Origin of the sequence: Isoptericola aurantiacus (genome assembly GCF_044769875.1) — a bacterium.
Classification (GTDB): domain Bacteria; phylum Actinomycetota; class Actinomycetes; order Actinomycetales; family Cellulomonadaceae; genus Isoptericola; species Isoptericola aurantiacus.
Genome location: NZ_JBJBAE010000001.1, coordinates 1,230,231 through 1,251,510, shown reverse-complemented (window position 1 = coordinate 1,251,510; position 21,280 = coordinate 1,230,231). Strand labels below are relative to the sequence as shown.

Below are 21,280 nucleotides of genomic sequence, written 5' to 3'. Positions count from 1 at the left end.
TCGGGGTGGGAGCACACCCCGCTCCCGTGTCGACGAGGACACGGAGGACCTTCGATGACCACCTCACCGACGAACGACCCCGACAAGGTCGTACCGTCACCGGCCGACGCCGTGGCCGACGTCCCCGACGGGGCGAGCATCGCCGTCGGCGGCTTCGGGCTCTGCGGCAACCCGATCGCCCTGATCGAGGCGCTGCTGGACCAGGGCACCCGCGACCTGTGGGTCGTGAGCAACAACTGCGGCGTGGACGGCTGGGGGCTGGGCGTCCTGCTCGGCGCCGACCGCATCCGGCGCATCACGGCGTCCTACGTCGGGGAGAACAAGGAGTTCGCCCGTCGCTACCTGGCCGGCGAGCTGCAGCTCGAGCTCACCCCGCAGGGCACCCTGGCAGAGAAGCTGCGCGCCGGCGGGTCCGGCGTCGCCGCGTTCTTCACGCGTGCCGGTGTGGGCACCCAGGTGGCCGACGGCGGCCTGCCCCAGCGGTACGACGCCGGCGGCGGCGTCGCGCTCGCCTCTCCGCCCAAGGAGGTGCGGACCTTCGCCGGGCCGGACGGCGTCGAGGCCGAGTACGTCCTGGAGGAGGCGATCAGCACCGACTTCGCGCTCGTGCACGCCGCCCGGGGCGACCGGCACGGGAACCTCGTCTTCCACCGCTCGGCCCGCAACTTCTCCCCCCAGGCGGCGATGGCGGGCCGGGTCTGCGTGGCGCAGGTCGAGGAGCTCGTCGAGCCCGGCGAGCTCGACCCCGACGAGATCCACCTGCCCGGGGTGTACGTGCACCGGGTCGTCGAGGTCGGCGCCTCGATCGAGAAGCGCATCGAGAAGCGCACCACGCGGCCCGCCGGGCTCGCGGCGTCGACACCTGGCACCCCGGCCCCCGCCGCGACCACCGCGGCCTCCGGTGCGGACGGACCGCCCCACGGACGCACCCGCGACGAGATGGCGGCGCGTGCCGCCGCCGAGCTGACCGAGGGTTCCTCGGTGAACCTCGGCATCGGGATGCCGACCCTCGTGCCCAACCATGTCCCGGCCGACCGGCACCTCGTGCTGCAGTCGGAGAACGGCCTGCTGGGCGTCGGTCCCTACCCCACCGAGGAGGAGGTCGACGCGGACCTCATCAACGCCGGCAAGGAGACCGTCACGCTGCTGCCCGGCGCCTCGGTCTTCGACGCCGCCACCAGCTTCGGGATGATCCGTGGCGGCAAGATCGACGCGGCGATCCTGGGCGCCATGCAGGTCTCGGCCACCGGGGACCTGGCCAACTGGATGATCCCCGGCAAGATGGTCAAGGGGCCGGGCGGCGCCATGGACCTGGTCAACGGGGCACGGCGACTGATCGTCCTCATGGACCACACGGCCCGCGACGGTTCGCCGAAGATCCTGCCCGAGTGCAGCCTCCCGCTCACGGGCCGCGGGGTGGTGGACCGCATCATCACCGACCTTGCCGTGATCGACGTGACCGACGACGGACTGGTGCTGCGCGAGCTCGCCCCGGGGGTGACGGCCGAGGAAGTCGTGGCCGCCACGGGGGCGCCGCTGCACCTCGACCCCGCCATCACAGAAACCGAGAAGAGCTCATGAACACGACCACCGCACCCCGACCCGACGACGTCGTCGTCGTCTCCGCCGCCCGGACGCCGCAGGGCCGCCTCGGCGGCGCGCTGGCCTCCCTGACCGCCGTCGAGCTCGGCGCCGTGGCCGCCCGCGCCGCGCTGTCGCAGGCGGGGTCGCTGGCCGCCGACGTCGACGCCGTGATCTTCGGCCAGGTGCTGCAGGCGGGCGCCGGGCAGAATCCTGCGCGCCAGACCGCCGTCGCCGCGGGTGTCGGCATGGACGTGCCCGCCGTGACCGTCAACAAGGTGTGCCTGTCCGGGCTCACCGCCGTCGTCGACGGGGCACGGCTGCTGCGGACCGGCGAGGCGTCGGTGGTGCTCGTCGGCGGCCAGGAGTCCATGACCAACGCCCCGCACCTGCTGCCCGGCGCCCGGGCCGGGTTCCGGTACGGCGACGCCACCCTGCTCGACGCCGTGGCCCGCGACGGGCTGTCCGACGCGTTCGACGGGCAGGCGATGGGGCGCAGCACCGAGGAGCACAACACCGGCGAGGTGTTCGTGTCCCGCGAGGAGCAGGACGCCGTGGCCGCCGCCTCCCACCAGCGCGCCGCGCGGGCCGCCAAGGACGGGCTCCTCGCCGCCGAGCTGGCACCCGTGGAGGTGCCGCAGCGCAAGGGGGACCCGGTCGTCGTCTCCTCCGACGAGGGCGTGCGGCCGTACACCAGCGCCGACGGCCTGGCCCGGCTGCGGCCGGCGTTCTCGCGCGAGGGCACGTTGACCGCGGGCAACTCCTCGCAGATCTCCGACGGCGCGGCGGCGCTGGTGCTGACCACCCGGTCACGGGCGGCGGACGCCGGGGTCGACGTGCTGGCCACGGTGCGGTCGGCGGGCCAGGTCGCCGGGCCGGACACCTCCCTGCACTCCCAGCCTGCGAACGCGATCACCGCGGCGCTGGGGCGCGAGGGGTGGACGGTGGCGGACCTCGACCACGTCGAGATCAACGAGGCGTTCGCCGTCGTGGCGGCCGTGTCGACGAGGGTGCTGGGCCTGGACCCGGAGATCGTCAACCCGCACGGCGGTGGCATCTCGCTCGGGCACCCCATCGGTGCGTCGGGCGCTCGGCTCGCCGTGCACGCCGTGCACGAGCTCGCCCGTCGACGGGCCGGGGGCGAGGCCGGCGTGCGCGCCGCCGTCGCGCTGTGCGGTGGCGGCGGACAGGGCGAGGCGCTCCTGCTGGAGGCCTGACCCCCGCCCCCCCGAGCGTTGTGGGTATGAAATCGACCGTTCTCAGCGGCGGAGAACGGTCGATTTCATACCCACAACGTGCGGGGTGTCAGGGCACGTCAGCCCGCGAGGGAACGCAGCTGCCGCAGGGCGACCGACAGGGTGGCGATGCCCGGCTGCTCCACGGCGTCGGCGGTCTCCAGCGCGTCCAGCGCACGCCGCGCCGTCGCACCGCCGGCGTCGATCCAGGCGTCGATGCGCCCACCGGCGTCGCCCGTCTCGGTACCCTCCAGCACGGACGCGGTCAGGGCCACCATCACCGCGTACAGGTCGTCGCGCAGCGCAGCGCGCGCCATCGAGTCCCACCGGTCGTCCTGCGGCAGCGCGGAGACGCGGGTGAGCAGGTCGGCGACGCCGACCCGGCTCGCGAGCGCGAAGTAGGTCCGTGCCACCTCGTCCAGGTCCCAGCCCCGCACCGCGGCGAGCTCCGCGACGTCGAGCAGCGGCAGCGCGGCCAGCAGCCCGGCGCCACGACGCGCCAGCGCCCGGTCGCACCCGGCCGCCTCCAGCTCGGCCACCCGCTCGGTGAACGCGGAGAGCTCGTCGCCCTGGAGGAGCTCGTCGATCCGGGGTGCATAGCTGCGCACGGGATCGGCGAAGGCGTCGATCTCCGCGCCGACCTCGACCCGGTCGGCACGGTGCTGCAGGAACCACCGGGCCGTGCGGTCGAGCAGCCGGCGGAACTCCAGGTACAGGTCGGTCTGCACGGCCGTGCTCACCACGTTGTCGGTCGCCTCCACCGCCTCGACGAACCCGCGCAGGTCCTGGATCTCCCGGGCGGCGACGAACGCCCGCGCGACCTGCTCCGTCGGTGCGCCCGTCTCGTCGGACGCACGGAAGGCGAACGTGATGCCGCCCCGGTTGACCATCGAGTTCACCACGGCGTTGACCACGATCTCCCGCCGCAGGGGGTGCTGCGACAGGTCGTCGCCGTACTTCTCCCGGACCGCGGCCGGGAAGTACGCGGCCAGGGTGCGCTCGAACCACGGGTCGTCCACCAGGTCCGTCTCGGTCAGGTCCGCCTTGAGGGCCAGCTTCGCGTACGCCATGAGCACGGCGAACTCGGGGCGGGTCAGACCCTGCTGCTGCTCGATCCGCTCGGCGATCTCGCCGCCGTCGGGCAGGGACTCCAGGGTGCGGTCCAGCTCGCCGCGCGCCTCCAGCCACGCCATGAGGCGGGAGTGCACGGGCAGCATGACCGCCGCGTTCGCCCGGGAGTTGCCCAGCAGCACGTTCTGCTCGTAGTTGTCCCGCAGCACCTGGGCGGCGACCTCGCCGGTCATCGACTGCAGCAGCTCGTCGCGCTCGGCCAGGTCCAGCCGGTCGTCCTGCATCACGGCTCGGAGCAGGATCTTGATGTTCACCTCGCGGTCGGAGGTGCCCACCCCGGCCGAGTTGTCGATGGCGTCGGTGTTGATCTGCACGCCCGAGCGCGCCGCCTCGATCCGGCCCCGCTGGCTCACGCCGAGGTTGCCGCCCTCGCCGACCACGCGCACCCGCAGCTCGTCGCCGTCCACCCGGATGGCGTCGTTGGCCCGGTCGCCGATCTCGTCGTCGGACTCGGTCGACGCCTTGACGTAGGTGCCGATGCCGCCGTTCCACAGCAGGTCGACGGGGGCCAGCAGCACGGCACGCTTCAGCTCTGCCGGGGTGAGCGCGGTGACGGCCTCATCGAGGCCCAGCGCCTGCGCCACCTGCGGGCTGATCGGCACCGACTTGGCCGACAGCGGCCACACGCCGCCGCCCGCGGACACGACGTCCCGGTCGTAGTCGGCCCAGGAGGACCGTGCCTGCTCGAAGAGTCGACGGCGCTCGGCGTACGACGCCGCGGCGTCCGGGTCCGGGTCGAGGAAGACGTGGCGGTGGTCGAAGGCGGCCACCAGCCGGATGTGCTCGGACAGCAGCATGCCGTTGCCGAACACGTCACCCGACATGTCCCCCACGCCCACCACGGTGAAGTCCTGCGTCTGGGTGTCGTGACCGAGCTCGCGGAAGTGCCGCTTCACCGACTCCCAGGCGCCGCGCGCCGTGATGCCCATCGCCTTGTGGTCGTAGCCCGCCGATCCTCCCGAGGCGAACGCGTCGTCGAGCCAGAACCCGTACTCGGCGGAGATCTCGTTGGCCATGTCGGAGAACGTCGCCGTGCCCTTGTCGGCGGCGACCACGAGGTAGGGGTCGTCGCCGTCGTGGCGCACCACCCGCTCCGGCGGGACCACCTCGCCGGCGACCCGGTTGTCGGTCACGTCCAGCAGGCCCCGCACGAACGTGCGGTAGGCCGACCGGCCCTCCGCCATCCACGCCGCCCGGTCCCCGGCGTCGGGCAGCTGCTTTGCCACGAACCCGCCCTTGGCCCCGGTGGGCACGATCACGGAGTTCTTGACCGTCTGCGCCTTGACCAGGCCGAGCACCTCGGTGCGGAAGTCCTCGCGGCGGTCGCTCCAGCGCAGGCCCCCGCGCGCGACCCTGCCGAACCGCAGGTGCACGCCCTCGACCCGCGGCGAGTACACCCAGATCTCCGCCATGGGGTGCGGGGGCGGCAGGTCGGGCACGCGCGCGGAGTCGAGCTTCATCGACACCCACGGCTTCGGGGCGCCGGCGTCGTCCACCGTGTAGAAGTTGGTCCGCTGCACGGCGCCGACGATGCCGATGAAGGACCGCAGGATGCGGTCGTGGTCGAGGCTCGCGACGTCGTCCAGGGCCTCCACGAGCGCGTCCGTGGCCTGCGCGACGAGCTCGTCCCGGTCGCCGTCCAGGTCCGGGTCGAGCCGCAGCGCGAACAGCCGCACCAGGTCGGCCGCCAGCCGCGGCGAGGCGAGCAGCGCGGAGTCGATGTACTCCATCGAGAACGCCGACCCGGCCTGCCGCAGGTACCGTCCGATCGCGCGCAGCACGACGACGTCGCGCCACGACAGCCCCGCGTGCAGGACGAGCGCGTTGAGGGCGTCGCTCTCCGCGGCGCCGGACCACACCGCGCGGAACGTCTCCTCCAGCGCCGCGGCGGTGTCGTCGTCACCCCACAGCGCCGGGTCGGGGGCGGTGAGCCCGAAGTCGGAGATGTGACGGCTCCCGGAGTCCGGGAGCTCGATCGTGTAGGGCCGCTCGTCCAGGACGTCGACGCCGAGGTCGGTCAGCAGCGGCAGCACCTGGGTCAGCCGGAGCTCGCGCAGCGAGGCCAGGGTCAGCCGGCGCACGCTCGGGTCCTCGTCCCGCGGTGCGTAGAGGTGGACCGCGAGCGGCTCGGCCTCGGTGAGCCCGTCCATCCGGGCGATGTCCCCGACGGCCGCCCGCGGCGTGATCTGCTCCTTGTACGCCTCCGGGAACGCGGAGCCGTACCGCCCCAGGATCTCCGCGGCGCCCTCCTCGCCGTGGACGTGGTGCAGCTCGTCGACCAGCGCCGCCTCCCAGGTGCGGATGGCGTCCTCGAGCCGGCGCTGCAGCGCGGCGGGGTCGACGTCGGGGATCGTCGCGTCCCGGGGCACACGCACCACGAAGTGCAGCTGCGCCAGCGGCGAGTCGTCCACCCGGGTCGTGTGCTCGACCCGCTCGGCGTCGAACGCGTCGCGCAGCAACGCCTCGATCCGCAGCCGCACCGTCGTGTTGTAGCGGTCCCGCGGGAGGTAGACCAGGGCCGAGACGAACCGTCCGAACTCGTCGGTCCGCAGGAAGATCCTGCTGCGGCGGCGCGCCCGCAGGCGCGTCACCTCACCGGCCACCTCGGCCAGGTGCTCGGCGGTGTCCTGGAAGAGCTCGTCGCGCGGGTACTGCTCGAGGACCTGCTGCAGGTCCTTGCCGGAGTGCGACGTCGGGGCGAACCCCGAGGCGCGCAGCACCGCCCGCACCTTCGGCGCGACGATGGGCAGGGTGAGCACGGACGACGCGTAGGCGGCGGAGGTGAACATGCCGACGATGCGGCGCTCGCCGGTGACGTTGCCCTCGTCGTCGAAGGAGCGCACGCCGACGTAGTCGAGGTACACGTCGCGGTGCACGGTGGCCCGCGAGTTGGCCTTGGTGATGGTCAGCAGCCGCGGCTCGCGGGCGGTGCGCCGCGCCTCGGGCCGCAGGTGCACGACGGCGGTCCTCGCCTGACGCAGGATGCCCAGCCCGGTGTGCGGCAGGGGTCGCAGCACGTCCTCGCCGTCGGAGGTCTCCAGCGCGTACTCGCGGTAGCCGAGGAACGTGAAGTGGTCCTCGGCCAACCAGGTGAGGAAGTCGACCGTGGGGGCGACCGTCGCCGGGTCGGCGGTGGCCGGCGGCGCCACCCGCAGGTCGGTGCACAGGTCGAGGCACGCGCGGCGCATCGCGGGCCAGTCGTCCACGGCGCTGTGCACGTCGCCCACGACGGCGCGCAGTCTCTCGACGAGCGCGTCCCGCTCCTCCTGGCTGGTGATGCGGTCGGTCTCCAGGTGGATCCACGACTCCGGCCGCCCGCCGCGGGGTCCGAGCTCCAGCAGCTCGCCGTCGTCGCCGCGCCGCACGCCGAGAACCGGGTGCTGCAGGAGGTGGACGGTGCAACCGTGCCGGGCGACGGCGGCGTCCACGGAGTCGACCAGGAACGGCGCGTCGTCGGTGCAGACGTCGACGACGGTGCGGCGGGACGTCCAGCCGTCCTCGCGCACCGTGGGGGTGAACACCCGCACCAGGGTCTCGCCGGGCTTGCGGCGTGCGGCGAACGCCCACGTCGACGCCGCGGCTCCCGCCACGTCGCGTGGTTCACGCTCGGCGAGGTCCTCTGCGGAGTAGAAGCCCAGCAGCTGCCGGGCACCGCTGCGGTGCTCCGGCGCGAGGGCCTCGACGGCCTCCAGGACCTGCGGATTCGAGGCGGCGTCGTCGGTCATGAACCTCTTCGTTCTACGTCGGGACCTGACCCGTGGCCGGGTCGTCTCGATGCTAACGCCGCCGCGCATCCGCGCCAGCAGGACGCGGCCCGCGCCGGTCAGCCCGCCGGCGCGTGCCGGTCCAGGAACTCGTACACCTCGGTGGTGTCCACGCCGGGGAACGCCCCCGAGGGCATCGCTGCGAGCATGGAGGCGTGCGGACGGGCGCTCGGCAGCGCGTGACCGTCCCACCGCTGCGCGAGCGGGGCGGCGGGACGGCTGCAGCACGACTCGTCGGGGCAGCGCGACGTGGCCCGCGCCGTCGTCTCCCGTCCCAGGAACCACTTGACCTGGGCGTACGGCACCCCGACGCTCAGGGAGAACCGGCCGTCGGGCGTGTCCGTCACCCGCGAGGTGCACCAGTACGTGCCCGTCGAGGTGTCCGTGTACTGGTAGTACGGGCTGAGGCGGTCGTGGATGCCGAACACGACCCGCGCCGTCCACTGCCGGCACACGTGCTGCCCCTCCACCGTGCCGAGGGCGTCGGCCGGGAACCGCACGCCGTCGTTCTCGTAGGCCTTGTGGATCGCCCCCGACTCGTGGACCTTCATGAAGTGCACCCCGATGCCGAGGTGCCGGGTGGCCAGGTTGGTGAACCGGTGGGCCGCCGTCTCGTAGGAGACGGCGAACGCGTCGCGCAGGTCCTCGATGGAGATGGCTCGGGCGTCCTTGGCCTCGCGCAGGTGCTTGACCGCCTCGCGCTCGGGCAGCAGCAGCGCCGCGCACAGGTAGTTCGCCTCGACGCGCTGGCGCAGGAACTCCCCGTAGTCGCGGGGTTCGGCGTGCTCCAGCACGTGCGAGGCCAGCGCCTGCAGCAGGGCCGACCGGGCGTCGGAGCGGCCGCGGATGCCGTTGCTGGGCAGGTAGACGCGGTGGTGGCGCTGGTCGATGACGGCTCGGGTCGAGTGCGGCAGGTCCGACTCGTAGTGGATCGAGAAGCCCAGGTGGCTGGCGATGTCGACGGCGGCGCGCTGCGGCACCGGGCCGCGGCTGTGGCCGACGTCGTCCAGCAGCGACCGCGCGACGATCTCCAGGTCGGGGAAGTAGTTGTCCTGCGCGCGCATGTCGGCGCGCAGCTCGGTGTTGGCGCGGCGCGCCTCCTCCGGGGTCAGCGCCCGTTCGGAGTGCAGGCGCTCCAGCTCCGCCTGCAGCGAGACGATCGCCTCGAGGGCGTCCGTGGGCAGCGACTTGCCGACCCGGACGGGCTTGACGCCCAGCGCGGAGAAGAGCGGGCCCCTTTGCACCCGTTCCAGCTCGATCTCCAGGGCGTCGCGACGCGACGGCGGCTCCGGTGAGAGCAGGTCGTCGACGCTGGTGCCGAGCGCGCGGGCCACGGCCTGCAGCCTCGCGATGGTGGGTTCGCGCTTGCCGTTCTCCAGCATGGAGACCTGTGACGGAGCACGTGAGATGGCGTCTCCGAGCTCGCCGAGGGTCATCCCCCGTCGCGTGCGCAGGTGCCGGATCCGGCGCCCGATCGTCAGGGCGTCGGGTTCGCCGCCGGCGGGCGGCGGCGGGGGGAGCGCCGGGCCGGGCCGGTTCGTCGTCGTGAAGGCCATGGTCCAGCGTGACATGCACCACTGCTTCTGTGAAGGAGAAGAACCTCGAAACTTCTTCATCAGAAACCTGGTCTCACGGGTTGCGCAGGCCGCAGAGTCGACACCGAGGGACGACGACGGCGGTAACGAAGGCTTCCGCACTCCCCTGCCGGACGTGCCGCCGTCGGCCCTCACCACGCAGGCCGGAGCATCCGCCGGCCGAACGACGAAAGGCGACGACCATGACGACGATCCTCGAGACCGCAGCCACGAACGGGACCACCGGCACCGCCACGGGCACCCGCCCCGGCGACCAGGTCACCACCGCCGCGGCCCTGGCCGAGCAGTGGGCCACCGACCCGCGCTGGGCCGGCGTCACCCGTGACTTCACGGCCGAGGACGTCGTCGCGCTGCGGGGCTCGGTCGGCGAGGAGCACACGCTGGCCCGCCGCGGGTCCGAGCTGCTCTGGGAGCTCCTGCACACCGAGGACTACGTCAACGCCCTCGGTGCGCTGACCGGCAACCAGGCCGTGCAGCAGGTCAAGGCCGGCCTCAAGGCGATCTACCTGTCCGGGTGGCAGGTGGCCGGCGACGCGAACCTGTCCGGGCAGACCTACCCCGACCAGTCGCTCTACCCCGCCAACTCCGTGCCGGCCGTCGTGCGCCGCATCAACAACGCGCTGCTGCGCGCCGACCAGATCGACATCGAGGAGAACGGCGCCCCGACCCGCAACTGGCTCGCGCCGATCGTGGCCGACGCCGAGGCCGGGTTCGGTGGCCCGCTCAACGCCTACGAGCTCATGAAGTCGATGATCGCCTCGGGCGCCTCCGGCGTGCACTGGGAGGACCAGCTCGCCAGCGAGAAGAAATGCGGCCACCTGGGCGGCAAGGTGCTCATCCCCACCAAGCAGCACGTGCGCACCCTCAACGCGGCGCGGCTCGCGGCCGACGTCTCCGACGTGCCGAGCGTGGTCATCGCCCGCACGGACGCCGAGGCCGCCACCCTGCTGACCTCCGACGTCGACGAGCGCGACCGCCCGTTCCTCACCGGCGAGCGCACGTCCGAGGGCTTCTACAAGGTGACCAACGGCATCGAGCCGTGCATCGCCCGGGCCCACGCCTACGCCCCGTACGCCGACCTCATCTGGATGGAGACCGGCACGCCGGACCTCGACCTGGCCCGCCGGTTCGCCGAGTCCGTCAAGGCCGAGTTCCCCGACCAGATGCTGGCGTACAACTGCTCGCCGTCGTTCAACTGGAAGAAGCACCTGGACGACGACACCATCGCGAAGTTCCAGCGCGAGCTGGGCGCGATGGGCTTCAGCTTCCAGTTCATCACCCTGGCGGGCTTCCACGCCCTCAACCACTCCATGTTCGATCTGGCCCACGGTTACGCCCGTGAGCAGATGACGGCCTACGTGCAGCTGCAGGAGGCCGAGTTCGCCTCCGAGACCCGCGGCTACACCGCCACCAAGCACCAGCGGGAGGTGGGCACCGGGTACTTCGACCGCGTGTCGACGGCGCTCAACCCCGACGCCGCCACCCTCGCCCTCGCCGGCTCCACCGAGGCCGCTCAGTTCTGACTCACCCGCTCGCCGCCGCCCCGCCCCGGGGCGGCGGCCCCGGAAGGGATGCACCATGACCACGATCACCGACCAGCCCCGCACCTACGGATCCGCCGCCTCGCCGTCGACGCCGCCCCGCGGCATCGCGCTGGCCGACTCCGCCACCGTCGCCGAGGGCACCATGGACGTCGTGGGGCCGCTCGAGCCCCGGTTCGCCGAGATCCTCACGCCCGGCGCCCTGGAGTTCCTCGCGCTGCTGCACGACCAGTTCGCCGACGCACGCTGCGAGCTGCTGCTGACCCGGCAGCGCCGCACCGGGCAGATCGCCGACGGCGCCGACCCGGACTTCCTGCCCGCGACCCGGCCGGTCCGCGACGACCCGTCCTGGCGCGTCGCCGGCGCCACCGGTGCCCCCGGCCTGTCGGACCGCCGCGTCGAGATCACCGGGCCCACGGACCCGAAGATGACGATCAACGCGCTGAACTCCGGTGCCAAGGTCTGGCTCGCCGACGCCGAGGACGCCTCCAGCCCCACCTGGGGCAACGTCGTCGGAGGTCAGCTGGCCCTGCGCGACGCGATCCGCGGCGAGCTGTCGTTCGACGGGCCCTCCCCCGACGGCGGCCGCACCCCCGGCAAGCACTACGCGCTGCGCTCGACCACGCTGACGGACCTGCCCACGATCGTGTTCCGGCCGCGTGGCTGGCACCTGTTCGAGTCGCACCTGGCCTACACCGGGACGGACGGCTCCACGCAGCCGGCCTCCGGGTCGCTGGTCGACTTCGGGCTGTACTTCTTCCACAACGCCCGCGAGCTGATCGAACGCGGCCGCGGACCGTACTTCTACCTGCCCAAGCTGGAGTCGCACCGCGAGGCGCGGCTCTGGAACGAGGTCTTCGAGCTGGCGCAGCACGCGCTGGGGATCCCCCAGGGCACGATCCGCGCCACCGTGCTCGTCGAGACCCTGCCGGCCGCGTTCGAGATGGAGGAGATCCTCTACGAGCTGCGTGACCACTGCGCCGGGCTCAACGCCGGGCGCTGGGACTACCTGTTCAGCGTCATCAAGTGCTTCCGGAAGCGCGGCGACTCGTACGTGCTGCCGGACCGCGCGCAGGTGACCATGACGGCCCCGTTCATGCGGGCCTACACCGAGCTGCTCGTCGCCACGTGCCACCGGCGCGGGGCGCACGCCATCGGCGGCATGAGCGCCTTCATCCCGGACCGCCGCAACCCGGAGGTCACGGAGCAGGCCTTCGCGAAGGTCCGCGCCGACAAGGAGCGCGAGGCCGGCGACGGGTTCGACGGCTCCTGGGTGGCGCACCCGGACCTGATCCCGATCGCCCGCGAGGCGTTCGACGCCGTGCTGGGCGAGCGGGAGAACCAGGTGGACCGGCTCCGCGACGACGTCACCGTGGGCCAGGCCGAGCTGCTCGACGTCGCCTCCGCGCGGCGCGAGGGCGCCACGATCACCGACGCCGGGCTGCGGACCAACATCTCCGTGGGCGTCCGGTACATCGCCTCCTGGCTGCGGGGCACCGGTGCGGCCGCGCTGGACAGCCTCATGGAGGACGCCGCCACCGCGGAGATCTCGCGGTCGCAGGTGTGGCAGTGGATGCACTCCGGGACGGCCACGACCGACGGCGCGCCCGTGACCCGGGAGCGCTGCGAGGGCATGCTGCGGGAGTTCCTGCGGTCAACGCCCCGTGCGTCCGGCGACCGGCTGGACGACGCCGTGGCGATCTTCCGCGAGGTCGCGCTCGGTGACGAGTTCCCGCCGTTCCTCACCACGAGCGCCTACGCGAGGTACTTCGGCTGACCGGCTCCTCTCGTCGCCGAGCATGCCCTGGCGGCCCGTCATCGCTCCGTGACGGGCCGCCAGGGCATGTTCGACCGTCCGTCCGTCCGGCGGGCGCGGCGCCGAGTCAGGCTGCCCGGCGCGTCGCCAACGCCTCCATCTGGTTCATGACCAGCACGATGGCGTCGAGCCGCTTGTCGGGCGGGTACTTGTGCTTGATGAGCAGACGCTTGATCGACGAGCGCATCTTGGCCTTCACGTCGTCGCGGACGGTCCAGTCCACCTGGCCGTTCTTCCGCATGACGGAGACCAGGTCGCGGGCGATCTCGGCCAGCTTGGCGTCGCCCTGGAGCTCCACCGCCGAGGGGTTCGAGGCGACCGCGTCGAAGAAGGCGAGCTCGTCGTGGCCGAGCGGCGGGTCGAACCGTTCCCCGCGCGAGGCCTCGGCGGCCACCTCGTGCGCCATCTCGACCAGGGCCGTGATCACCTCCGCCGAGGTCAGGTTGGAGTTCGTGTACCGGCGCATCAGGGTCGCCAGCCGCTCGGAGAACGCCTCCCGGCGCACGAGGTTCCCCTCGGTCGACCTGCGTGCCTCGGCGGTGATCAGCGCCCGCAACGCCTCGATCGCGACCTGCGGGTTCGGTGAGTCCTTCGCCTTCGCGAGGAAGTCCGCGTCGATCTGGTCGAGGCGCGGGCGTGCCAGCCCTGCCGCCTCGTAGATGTCGACGACGTCGTCGGCGTCGACCGCTGTCGCCGTGAGCTGGTTGAGCAGCCGTTGGACCTCGTCGGGGATCGGCTCGCCGGACGCCTGCCGGTCCTGGGCGTCCATCTTGCCCATCCACGTGCGGACCTGCTCGTAGAAGCGCACGTCGTCGCCCTGCTCGGCCAGTAACGGATGGCGCCCCGCGAGCGCCCACGAACGCCGCAGCGCGGGCGCCAGCCGGCGGAAGGCATCGGCCACCGACTCCTCGTCCGAGGCGACCTGGTTCCCCGGGGTCCGTGGGCTGCGCAGGTAGTTGACGGCGCGCATCACCGCGTCGATGCCGGCGCGTCGCTCACCTCGACGTCGCACCCACACCTCGCGCCATCCACTCGGATCGACCAGCGAGGCGACCTGCTCGATGTGCGTGCGAGCGACCTCGGCGGCGTCGTCGAGGTCCTGCCCGACGGGCTTCTCCGCCTGGTCGCGCACCGTGTACTCGGCCAGCGCGGCCTTGAGGTTCTCGGCCACCGGCGCGTAGGCGACGAGCAGCCCCGAGTCCTTGCCGCGGAAGGTTCGGTTCACGCGGGCCAGGGTCTGCATGAGCAGGGCGCCCCGCAACGGACGGTCGAGGTACAGCGTGTGCAGGGACGGCGAGTCGTAGCCCGTGAGCAGCATGTCGTTGACGATGACGATCTCGAGCTCGTCGTCGGGGTCCTTCAGGCGCTTCTTCAGGGCAGCGTTCTCGCTCGGCCGGCGCACGTGCTGCGCGATGTGCTGCGGGTCCTGCGGGGTCCCGGAGTACAGCACCTTGACCCGACCGGTCGACAGCTCGTCGGAGTGCCACCCAGGGCGCAGGTCGGTGATCTGCTCGTAGAGCCGGGCGCAGATCTCGCGGGTCGAGCAGACCACGAGGGCCTTGCCCGGCGCGGCGTCCTGTCCCGACTCGGCCGACGTCGGACGGACGCTCTCGACGACGGCGTCGCGGCGCGCGTCCCAGTGCGCGAGGAGGTCTCCGGCGAGTGTCTTGAGCCGGGCGGGCGCCCCGTAGACGGCGTTGACGACGGCGACCGACTTCTCGATGCGGGAGCGTTCGGCGTCGTCGAGCCCGATCGTCGCCTCGTCGGCCGCGGCGTCGATGGCATCGGGGTCGACGTCGTCGGGGAATCCGACCTTGACGAGGCGCGACTCGAAGTACACGGGCACCGTGGCGCCGTCGGCCACGGCGCGCGTGAGGTCGTAGACGTCGATGACGTCGCCGAAGACGGCCTCGGTGTCGCGGTCCTGCTCGGCGATCGGCGTGCCGGTGAAGGCGATGAGGGTGGCGTGCGGCAGCGCGTTCTTCAGGTGCCAGGCGTACCCGTCGAGGTCGCCGTAGTGGCTGCGGTGCGCCTCGTCGACGATCAGCACGATGTTGCGACGCTCCGACAGCACCGGGTGCTTGGCGCCGGCGTCCTTCTCTGCCTTGGTCAGGCCGAACTTCTGCAGGGTCGTGAAGTAGATACCGCCGGTGGTGCGGTTCGCGAGCTCGTCGCGCAGCTCGGCGCGGCGCGTCACGCGGCGCGGTTCCTCGGGCAGCAGCTCGGAACGCCGGAAGGTCTCGTAGAGCTGGTCGTCCAGGTCGGTGCGGTCGGTGATGACCACGATCGTCGGGTTGAGCAGGGCGGGGTGCCGGGCGACGGCAGCGGCGTACAGCTCCATCTCCATCGACTTGCCCGACCCCTGCGTGTGCCACACGACGCCGGCCCGCCCGTCGCCGTCGACGGCCCGGACGGTTTCTCCGACGGCCTTCGTCACGGCGAAGTACTGGTGCGGTTTGGCGACGCGCTTGGCCAGGCCGTCCTCGTCGGAGTCGAACGCGACGAAGCCACGCAGCAGCTGACCGAACCGTTCGGGGTTGAACAGCCCGGAGAGCGTGACCTCCAACGGCGTGGCGGGTGCGACGTAGCCGGGCAGTCCGGCGTCGTCGACGAGGTGCAGGTTCCCCTCCGACTGCGGGAGGCCGTCGGGCCCGACGACGCGGCCGTCGTCGTCCACGTTCCACGGGGCGTAGTGGTTCAGGGGGGTGAACGGGGTGCCGTACTTGGCGACGACGCCGTCGCTGGCGAGGGTCAGGACGCAGAAGCGGAACGCCATGGGCAGCTCGCGCACGTAGGTCGCGATCTGCGCGTGGGCCGCCGCGACGTCGGCCTGGCGGCTGCCGGCGTTCTTCAGCTCGACGATGACCACGGGCATGCCGTTGAGGTAGAGCACCAGGTCGAAGCGCCGTTCGACGTCGCCGTCGATGACGGTCACCTGGTTGACGGCAAGCCAGTCGTTCTCGTGCTCGTGGGCGGAGACGAGTCGCAGCGTCGGGTGGTGCTCGGCGCCGTCGACCGTGAAGGTGATCCGGTAGCCGCCGGTGAGGTAGCCGTGGATGCGCTGGTTCTCGGTGATCGCGTCCTGGGACGTGGGCCGCAGGATCTCGGCCAGGGCCTGGTCGAGGTGCTCGCGCGGCACGTCCGGGTTGAGGCGCCGCAGAGCGGCCTTCATCCGGGACGGGATCGCCAGCTCGGACCACGACTCACGCTGCGGCTGCTCCCCCAGCGCCGAGTACCCGGGGTGCCCGACGGCGGAGGTCGCGCCGGGTGCGATCTGCTTGCCTTCCAGCGGGGCCCAGCCGAACTCGGCGAGATGGTCGCGGGCGAGCAGCTCCCAGTCGGCTTCGTTCGGGTGGTGCACGGTGTCTCCCCTGGTGGCGTTTGTCAGCGTCTGGGTCCCATCGTGGCGGACGCCCGCGTCCGGTGCCCGGGGCACGCCGATAAGGGGGGTATCGACCGACCCGGATCAGGATCGAGCGCGCACTGCCTCATGGCCCGCCGTCGTCGTAGTCGACGTCCACCGTTTCGTAGCCCAGCCCGCCGAGCAGCCCCTCGAGCGTCTTGCGCGTGTTCTCCTCGGCGCGGGTCACCAGGCCGCTCGCCTCGGCCGCTTCGGTGAGCAGACCCTCCGCCCTGAGCAGGGTCTCCTGCCTGCTCCCCGGGTCATCGGCGAAGAAGTCCTCCGCACGGTTGATCAGCCCGCGCGACTCCGAGAGCGCCCGGCTGTCCTCGAGGTCGATCCGGGGCTCCGCGAGCTCCGGCGGCGGCAGCGTGACCGTCACCGTGGCGCCGTCCTCGGTCACGACGACCGCGTCCTCGCTGAGGTCGCGGAAGTCGACGTAGACCTCGACCGAGCCTTCCGCGAGGAAGATCGTGCGCTCGCCCATGAGCCAGTCCGGCACGTACTTGGTGTCCTGCTCCAGATCGAGGACCACCTGATAGCTCCCCTGAGCCGCGACGAAGCGCGCCAGGTTCTGGATGCTGATCAGCACCGGGCGTTCGGAGCGGTCGACCTCTTCGGTCTGAAAGGGATTCCACACCGCGGGGAGCGAGATCACCTCCGAGCGGACGGCGCCCCACACGACGGCACCCAGCAGCACCAGGACGGCGGCCATGCCGAGCAGAGCGCCCAGGAAGGCTCGGACGAAGCCGCCACCGCGAGAGCGTCGCGGGGCGTTCACCACGACCGGCTCGGTCTCGGCCGCTGGCGGCTTCTCGAGCACCTGTTCTCCTGCCTGGCGAAGTGGCGTCTGCGTGCCAGAAGCCCCCGGGGGTCCTCCTACGTCGGTCTCGGACAATCTAGACTTTCCGCGATGAGGCAACTACTACCGACCGGGTGAAACTGGTGAGGGGTGCACCCTCGACGTGCCGCGCGTGGCCGCCTGTCCTCACGTCGCCGACGTGCCCGCGAACTTCACCCGGAGCACATCGCCGTCCGGCCGCGTCGGGGCACGAGACTGGCCCCTCGCGCTCGATCGTCGAAGGAGACTCATGACCGACTGGCTCTACCCGGTGAACCCCCGCACGGACTCCTGGGGCTACGAGTCCGACGACGGCCGGACCATCGCTCCTCGGGACCTGTTCCGCAGCGCAGTGATCGAGGACGAGCAGTACTGGCACATGCCGCGCCGCTACACCGACTTCGCGGTCGGTGACCACGTCTGGGTCCGGGAGTCGCTGCCGGTGGCCGCCGTGGTCGGCGTCGGCGTCGTCACGTCGTCGGTCGAGCCGGACGAGGAGGGCGTCCTGCGCTTCGGGGTCGACTTCGACAACGAGGAGTCGCGCAACCTCGCCGCCGCCCCACTCACGATCGACACCACCACCCGGGTCCAGTCGATGCGCAAGGCGACGCCGGAGGAGGTTGAGCAGCTCCGGTCGCGGGTCGACGTCGACGCGGTGGACGACGCCGCCGGCCGGGGCAGGATCCGCCGCGAGCAGCTCGTCACCGCGCGTCAGGGCCAGTCGCTGTTCCGCGCCACCCTCCTCACGGCCTACGCCGGCCGCTGCGCCGTCACCGGGTCGGACGTCCCCGCCACCCTCCAGGCCGCGCACATCGACAGGTACGACGGCACGTCGACGAACGTCGTCGAGAACGGGCTGCTGCTGCGGGCCGACATCCACAACCTGTTCGACAGCGGGCTGCTGTGGATCGAGGCGGACTCCCGGGTCACGCTCCACCCCGAGATCCGCAAGAGCGAGTACCGCAAGCTCCACGGCACGAAGCTCCGGTTGCCGCGCGATCCTGCCGACCGGCCGAGCTCTCGTCGCCTCGCGCGCCATCGCGAAGAGGCCGCCCGGCAGCTCCGCTGAGCTCGTCCCGCTGCACGTCGGGCGACATGGCCCACCCCCTCGTCATCGAACACCCGTTCGAGTGAATGTCGGTGGCTCGTGGTTGGCTATCACCATGACGACGCACCAGGACGACGGCGGGCCGGGGCTCGACGCCGCCCTGGACGAGGCCGCAGCCGCCCAGGTGGCGGCGAACGCGGCAGCCGGTCGGCGCACGGTCGCCCTGGCCCGGACGGTCGCGGCGTCGGAGTCCTCGATGCTTGACCTCGGCGCACCGCGCACGCTCGCGACGACGGCGGAGCGACGGTCGCAGGTGGCGCGCCGCGCCCTGGTCGCCGAGGTCTCCTGCGCCCTCGGGGTCGGCGAGCACGCAGCACGCGCGATGCTGGCCGACGCCGAGACCCTCGCCGACAGGGCTCCCGGCACGCTGGACGCGCTCTGCGACGGTCGGATCTCCTACCAGCACGCGAGGAAGCTCGCCGACGCCGTCGCCGACCTCCCTGTGAGCGCCGCGGCGGACGTCGAGCAGGCCGTCCTCGACCGCGCGGCGTCGATGACACCCGCGCGGTTCGGCTCGCTGGTGCGGGCGACCCGCGAACGGCTGCACCCGGTGCCGGCAGAGGTGCGCCGCGAGGCCGCCGAGCTCCGCGCGGACGTCTGGCTCGACGACGGCAAGGACGGCATGTCGTGGCTGACGGCCCACCTGCCGTCGACTGCGGCGCACGCCGCCTACGACCGCCTGTCGCGGACGGCGGCCTCGGCCAAGTCCTCCGGCGACCCACGTCGCGTGGGGCAGCTCCGCGCCGCCACGCTGGCCGCGTTGGTCCTCGACGACGCCGCGCCTGGCAGGGAGTCCGGCGACGCACCGGCCGACCCGCTCTCGACCGTGGCGCGGGCCGTCCGCCCCACGGTGCACGTCACGGTCCCGGTCCTGACGCTGGCCGGCCACAGCGAGCATCCGGCCACGATCGGCGGCTCCACGCCCGTCGACCCGGAGACCGCACGGCGGCTCGCCGCCCGTGCGCCCACGCTGCGCCGGGTCCTCACCGACCCGGTCGACGGCGCGTTGCTGACCGTGGACCGGCGCAGCTACGTCGTGCCCGCCGACCTGCGCGCGTTCCTCACCGAGCGGGACGTCACGTGCCGCTTCCCGGGCTGCCGGGTCCCCGCCCCTCGCTGCGACGTCGACCACACGATCGACTGGGCCGACGGCGGCACCACGGACGCCGCCAACCTCGCCCACCTGTGCCGCGCGCACCACACCCTCAAGCACGAGTCGCGCTGGAGCGTCGAGCAGCTCGACGCCGGCGTGCTGGCCTGGACCTCTCCGCGAGGCCGCACCTACCTCACCCGGCCCGGTTCCGCCGAGCACACCGCCGCCCAGCTCGACACCTGGGCGGTGGAGGCTTCGGCGGCCGCGATCCCGGCTGCGCCGCCACCCGACGTCGGACCGCAGCTCGCCGACGTTCCTCGGCCACGCGACCCGGTGGATCCGCTCGGCGACCCGCCGTTCTGACCAATAACTCCGGTGTTGGCGGGCTCCGCGCCGACCCCTCGTCGAAGCTGCGTCATGACGCCGGCCGCGACCGGATCGTGCGACGCCTGCGCCTGAATTCACCCTGGGCGCCCGGCACACGTGGCGGATGTCCGTGACATCCTCGCGGGGTTGGTCAATGCGGCCCCGAGAAGCGGAAGGCGCTGGTGCAGCAGTGGGGATCCTCGGACGACTCTTCGGAACGAGGAGGACGGCGCGGCCGGAGGCGCCGAATCCGCAACCGGTCGACAAGAATCCGGCTGACAAGAAGCCGGCCGAAGCCGCCTACTCCGTCATCGACGTCGAGACCACCGGCCTGAGCCCTCGACAGGACCGCATCCTCGAGCTGGCCGTCGTGCGGCTCGACCACGAGGGCTCGGTGATCGACGAATGGTCGACGCGCTTCAACCCGGAGGGCCCGGTCGGCGCGACGCACATCCACGGCATCACCGACGGTGACGTGGCCTCGGCCCCGCTGTTCCGGGAGCAGTCGCGCGACGTGGCGCTCCTGCTCGGTGGGAGCACCGTCGTCGCGCACAACGCCCGGTTCGACCTCGCGTTCCTGCGTGCCGAGTACCTGCGCAGCGGATGGGAGCTGCCGTTCCTGCCCGCGTACTGCACGCTCCAGGGAAGCCACCACTACCTGCCGCACCTCGAGCGGCGGCGGCTCGCCGACTGCTGTGCTGCGGCAGACGTCCGGCTGACGGACGCGCATTCCGCCCTGGGCGACGCCCGCGCGACCGGGCGGCTGATGAACCGATACCTGACGATGCCTCGCGTCCCCGTGCATGCAGAGCTTGACCGCGCCCGGATCGACACCCGAGCGTTCACCTGGCCCGAGGGGCCGTCGCGGGCGCCGCTCACCACGCTGCCCGGAGGGGCAGGGGCCCCCAGGAACCGACCGCGGAGGGTGACCCCGCCCCGACCCAAGCAGGCGCCGCTGGTCCAACAGCTCACCGCGTTGGGTCTGACGGAGCTGCTCGACGACGGCGCCCCGGCGGGCACGACCCCCTACCTCGAGCTGCTGCTGGAGGTCCTGGAGGACGGCGTCGTGTCCGCGTCGGAGGCCGGTGCACTCGCCGACCTGATCGAGGTGTACGGGCTCGCACCCGACGAGGTCGCGGCGGCCCACCAGGCGTTCGTCACGGCACTGGCCCACCGGGCGCTCGACGACGGCCATGTCTCCCGTGACGAGCGGTCGGAGCTCTCGACGATCGCGGAACTCCTCCAGGTGCAGCCGGCGACCGTTCGCCGTCTCATCGGCCATGCCGACGAGGCCCGCGCGGCACGGCTGAGCGCCGGCCTCGGTCCTCTGCCCGTCGACTGGTCGCACGGCGAACCCCTGCGGGTCGGTGACAAGGTCGTCTTCACCGGGTGCGACGACGCCCAGCGCGCTCGGCTGGAGCAGCGTGCCGAGGAGCTCGGGGTCCGTGTCATGAGCAGCGTCTCGCGCACGACCGCGATGCTGGTCACCGATGGCTCCTTTAGCGGCGGCAAAGCGGCGAAGGCTGCCGACCTCGGTCTCCGGACGGTCCACCCCGACCACTTCGAAATTCTGCTCGCCCACCTCCAGCCGGCCGCCTCGGCGGTCGAGGCATCACCGGTGCCGCCCGCGGCAGCCGAGGCCCCGCTTCGTGCCACGCCGCAGCCCGCATCGGCCGGATCCACCGCTCCGCACCCCGCGGCTGTCCGCCGTTGGGCCCGGGAGAACGGGCATGAGGTGAGCAGCCGCGGCCGGCTCCCCCGGGCCGTGGTCGAGGCCTACGAGAGGGCTCAGCACGGCGAGGGGTGACT

Annotated in this window: 11 protein-coding genes and 1 pseudogene; 8 read left to right on the top strand and 4 right to left on the bottom strand. The window is 72.5% G+C overall.

Going from position 1 to position 21,280, the window contains the following annotated elements:
• Positions 1–54 precede the first annotated feature (54 nt).
• The 3 genes and pseudogenes from ACIQLL_RS05640 to ACIQLL_RS05630 all read left to right on the top strand — a co-directional run.
• Positions 55–855: pseudogene (locus tag ACIQLL_RS05640) on the top strand (CoA transferase subunit A); the annotation flags it as partial.
• Positions 856–939: 84 nt separating this feature from the next.
• Positions 940–1,581: a 3-oxoacid CoA-transferase subunit B gene (locus tag ACIQLL_RS05635; RefSeq protein ID WP_402464630.1), complete on the top strand. Its 642-nt coding sequence runs from the start codon at positions 940–942 to the stop codon at positions 1,579–1,581.
• Entirely contained in the window at positions 1,578–2,798 is a 1,221-nt protein-coding gene (locus ACIQLL_RS05630; protein ID WP_402464195.1) for an acetyl-CoA C-acetyltransferase, read from the top strand. Before ACIQLL_RS05635 ends, ACIQLL_RS05630 begins: the two co-directional genes overlap by 4 nt.
• 98 nt (positions 2,799–2,896) lie before the next feature.
• Here ACIQLL_RS05630 and ACIQLL_RS05625 read toward each other — a convergent pair whose 3' ends face one another.
• Positions 2,897–7,672, bottom strand: a complete 4,776-nt coding sequence (locus ACIQLL_RS05625; RefSeq protein WP_402464193.1) for an NAD-glutamate dehydrogenase — start codon at positions 7,670–7,672, stop codon at positions 2,897–2,899.
• Positions 7,673–7,770: 98 nt separating this feature from the next.
• A complete protein-coding gene (locus ACIQLL_RS05620; protein WP_402464191.1) occupies positions 7,771–9,282 on the bottom strand; it encodes a helix-turn-helix domain-containing protein in 1,512 nt (503 codons plus the stop codon).
• 206 nt (positions 9,283–9,488) lie between these two features.
• Here ACIQLL_RS05620 and aceA point away from each other — a divergent pair, with 206 nt between their 5' ends.
• Positions 9,489–10,829: an isocitrate lyase gene (gene aceA, locus ACIQLL_RS05615; RefSeq protein WP_402464189.1), complete on the top strand. Its 1,341-nt coding sequence runs from the start codon at positions 9,489–9,491 to the stop codon at positions 10,827–10,829.
• Positions 10,830–10,884: 55 nt separating this feature from the next.
• Positions 10,885–12,624 (top strand): malate synthase A, encoded by a 1,740-nt coding sequence (gene aceB / locus ACIQLL_RS05610; RefSeq protein WP_402464187.1) that lies wholly within the window; start codon positions 10,885–10,887, stop codon positions 12,622–12,624.
• Between the two features lie 106 nt (positions 12,625–12,730).
• On the opposite strand, the gene ACIQLL_RS05605 is transcribed toward aceB, so the two are convergent.
• Both ACIQLL_RS05605 and ACIQLL_RS05600 read right to left on the bottom strand, forming a co-directional pair.
• Entirely contained in the window at positions 12,731–16,024 is a 3,294-nt protein-coding gene (locus ACIQLL_RS05605) for a type I restriction endonuclease subunit R (protein WP_402464185.1), read from the bottom strand.
• A 127-nt stretch (positions 16,025–16,151) separates the two neighbouring features.
• On the bottom strand, positions 16,152–16,886 hold the full coding sequence (locus ACIQLL_RS05600) for a DUF4230 domain-containing protein (protein WP_402464183.1): 735 nt from the start codon (positions 16,884–16,886) through the stop codon (positions 16,152–16,154).
• A 268-nt stretch (positions 16,887–17,154) separates the two neighbouring features.
• Between ACIQLL_RS05600 and ACIQLL_RS05595 the strand changes: the two genes are divergently transcribed.
• From ACIQLL_RS05595 to ACIQLL_RS05585, 3 genes are all read left to right on the top strand, one after another.
• The gene (locus tag ACIQLL_RS05595; RefSeq protein WP_402464181.1) at positions 17,155–17,973 is read left to right on the top strand and encodes an HNH endonuclease; all 819 of its coding nucleotides are present in this window, start codon (positions 17,155–17,157) and stop codon (positions 17,971–17,973) included.
• Between the two features lie 94 nt (positions 17,974–18,067).
• Complete coding sequence (locus tag ACIQLL_RS05590) at positions 18,068–19,468, top strand: HNH endonuclease signature motif containing protein (protein WP_402464179.1); 1,401 nt, start codon at positions 18,068–18,070, stop codon at positions 19,466–19,468.
• 193 nt (positions 19,469–19,661) lie between these two features.
• Positions 19,662–21,278 carry an exonuclease domain-containing protein gene (locus tag ACIQLL_RS05585; protein ID WP_402464177.1) on the top strand — a complete coding sequence of 539 codons (1,617 nt, stop codon included), beginning with the start codon at positions 19,662–19,664 and terminating at the stop codon, positions 21,276–21,278.
• The last annotated feature ends 2 nt before the right edge of the window (positions 21,279–21,280 follow it).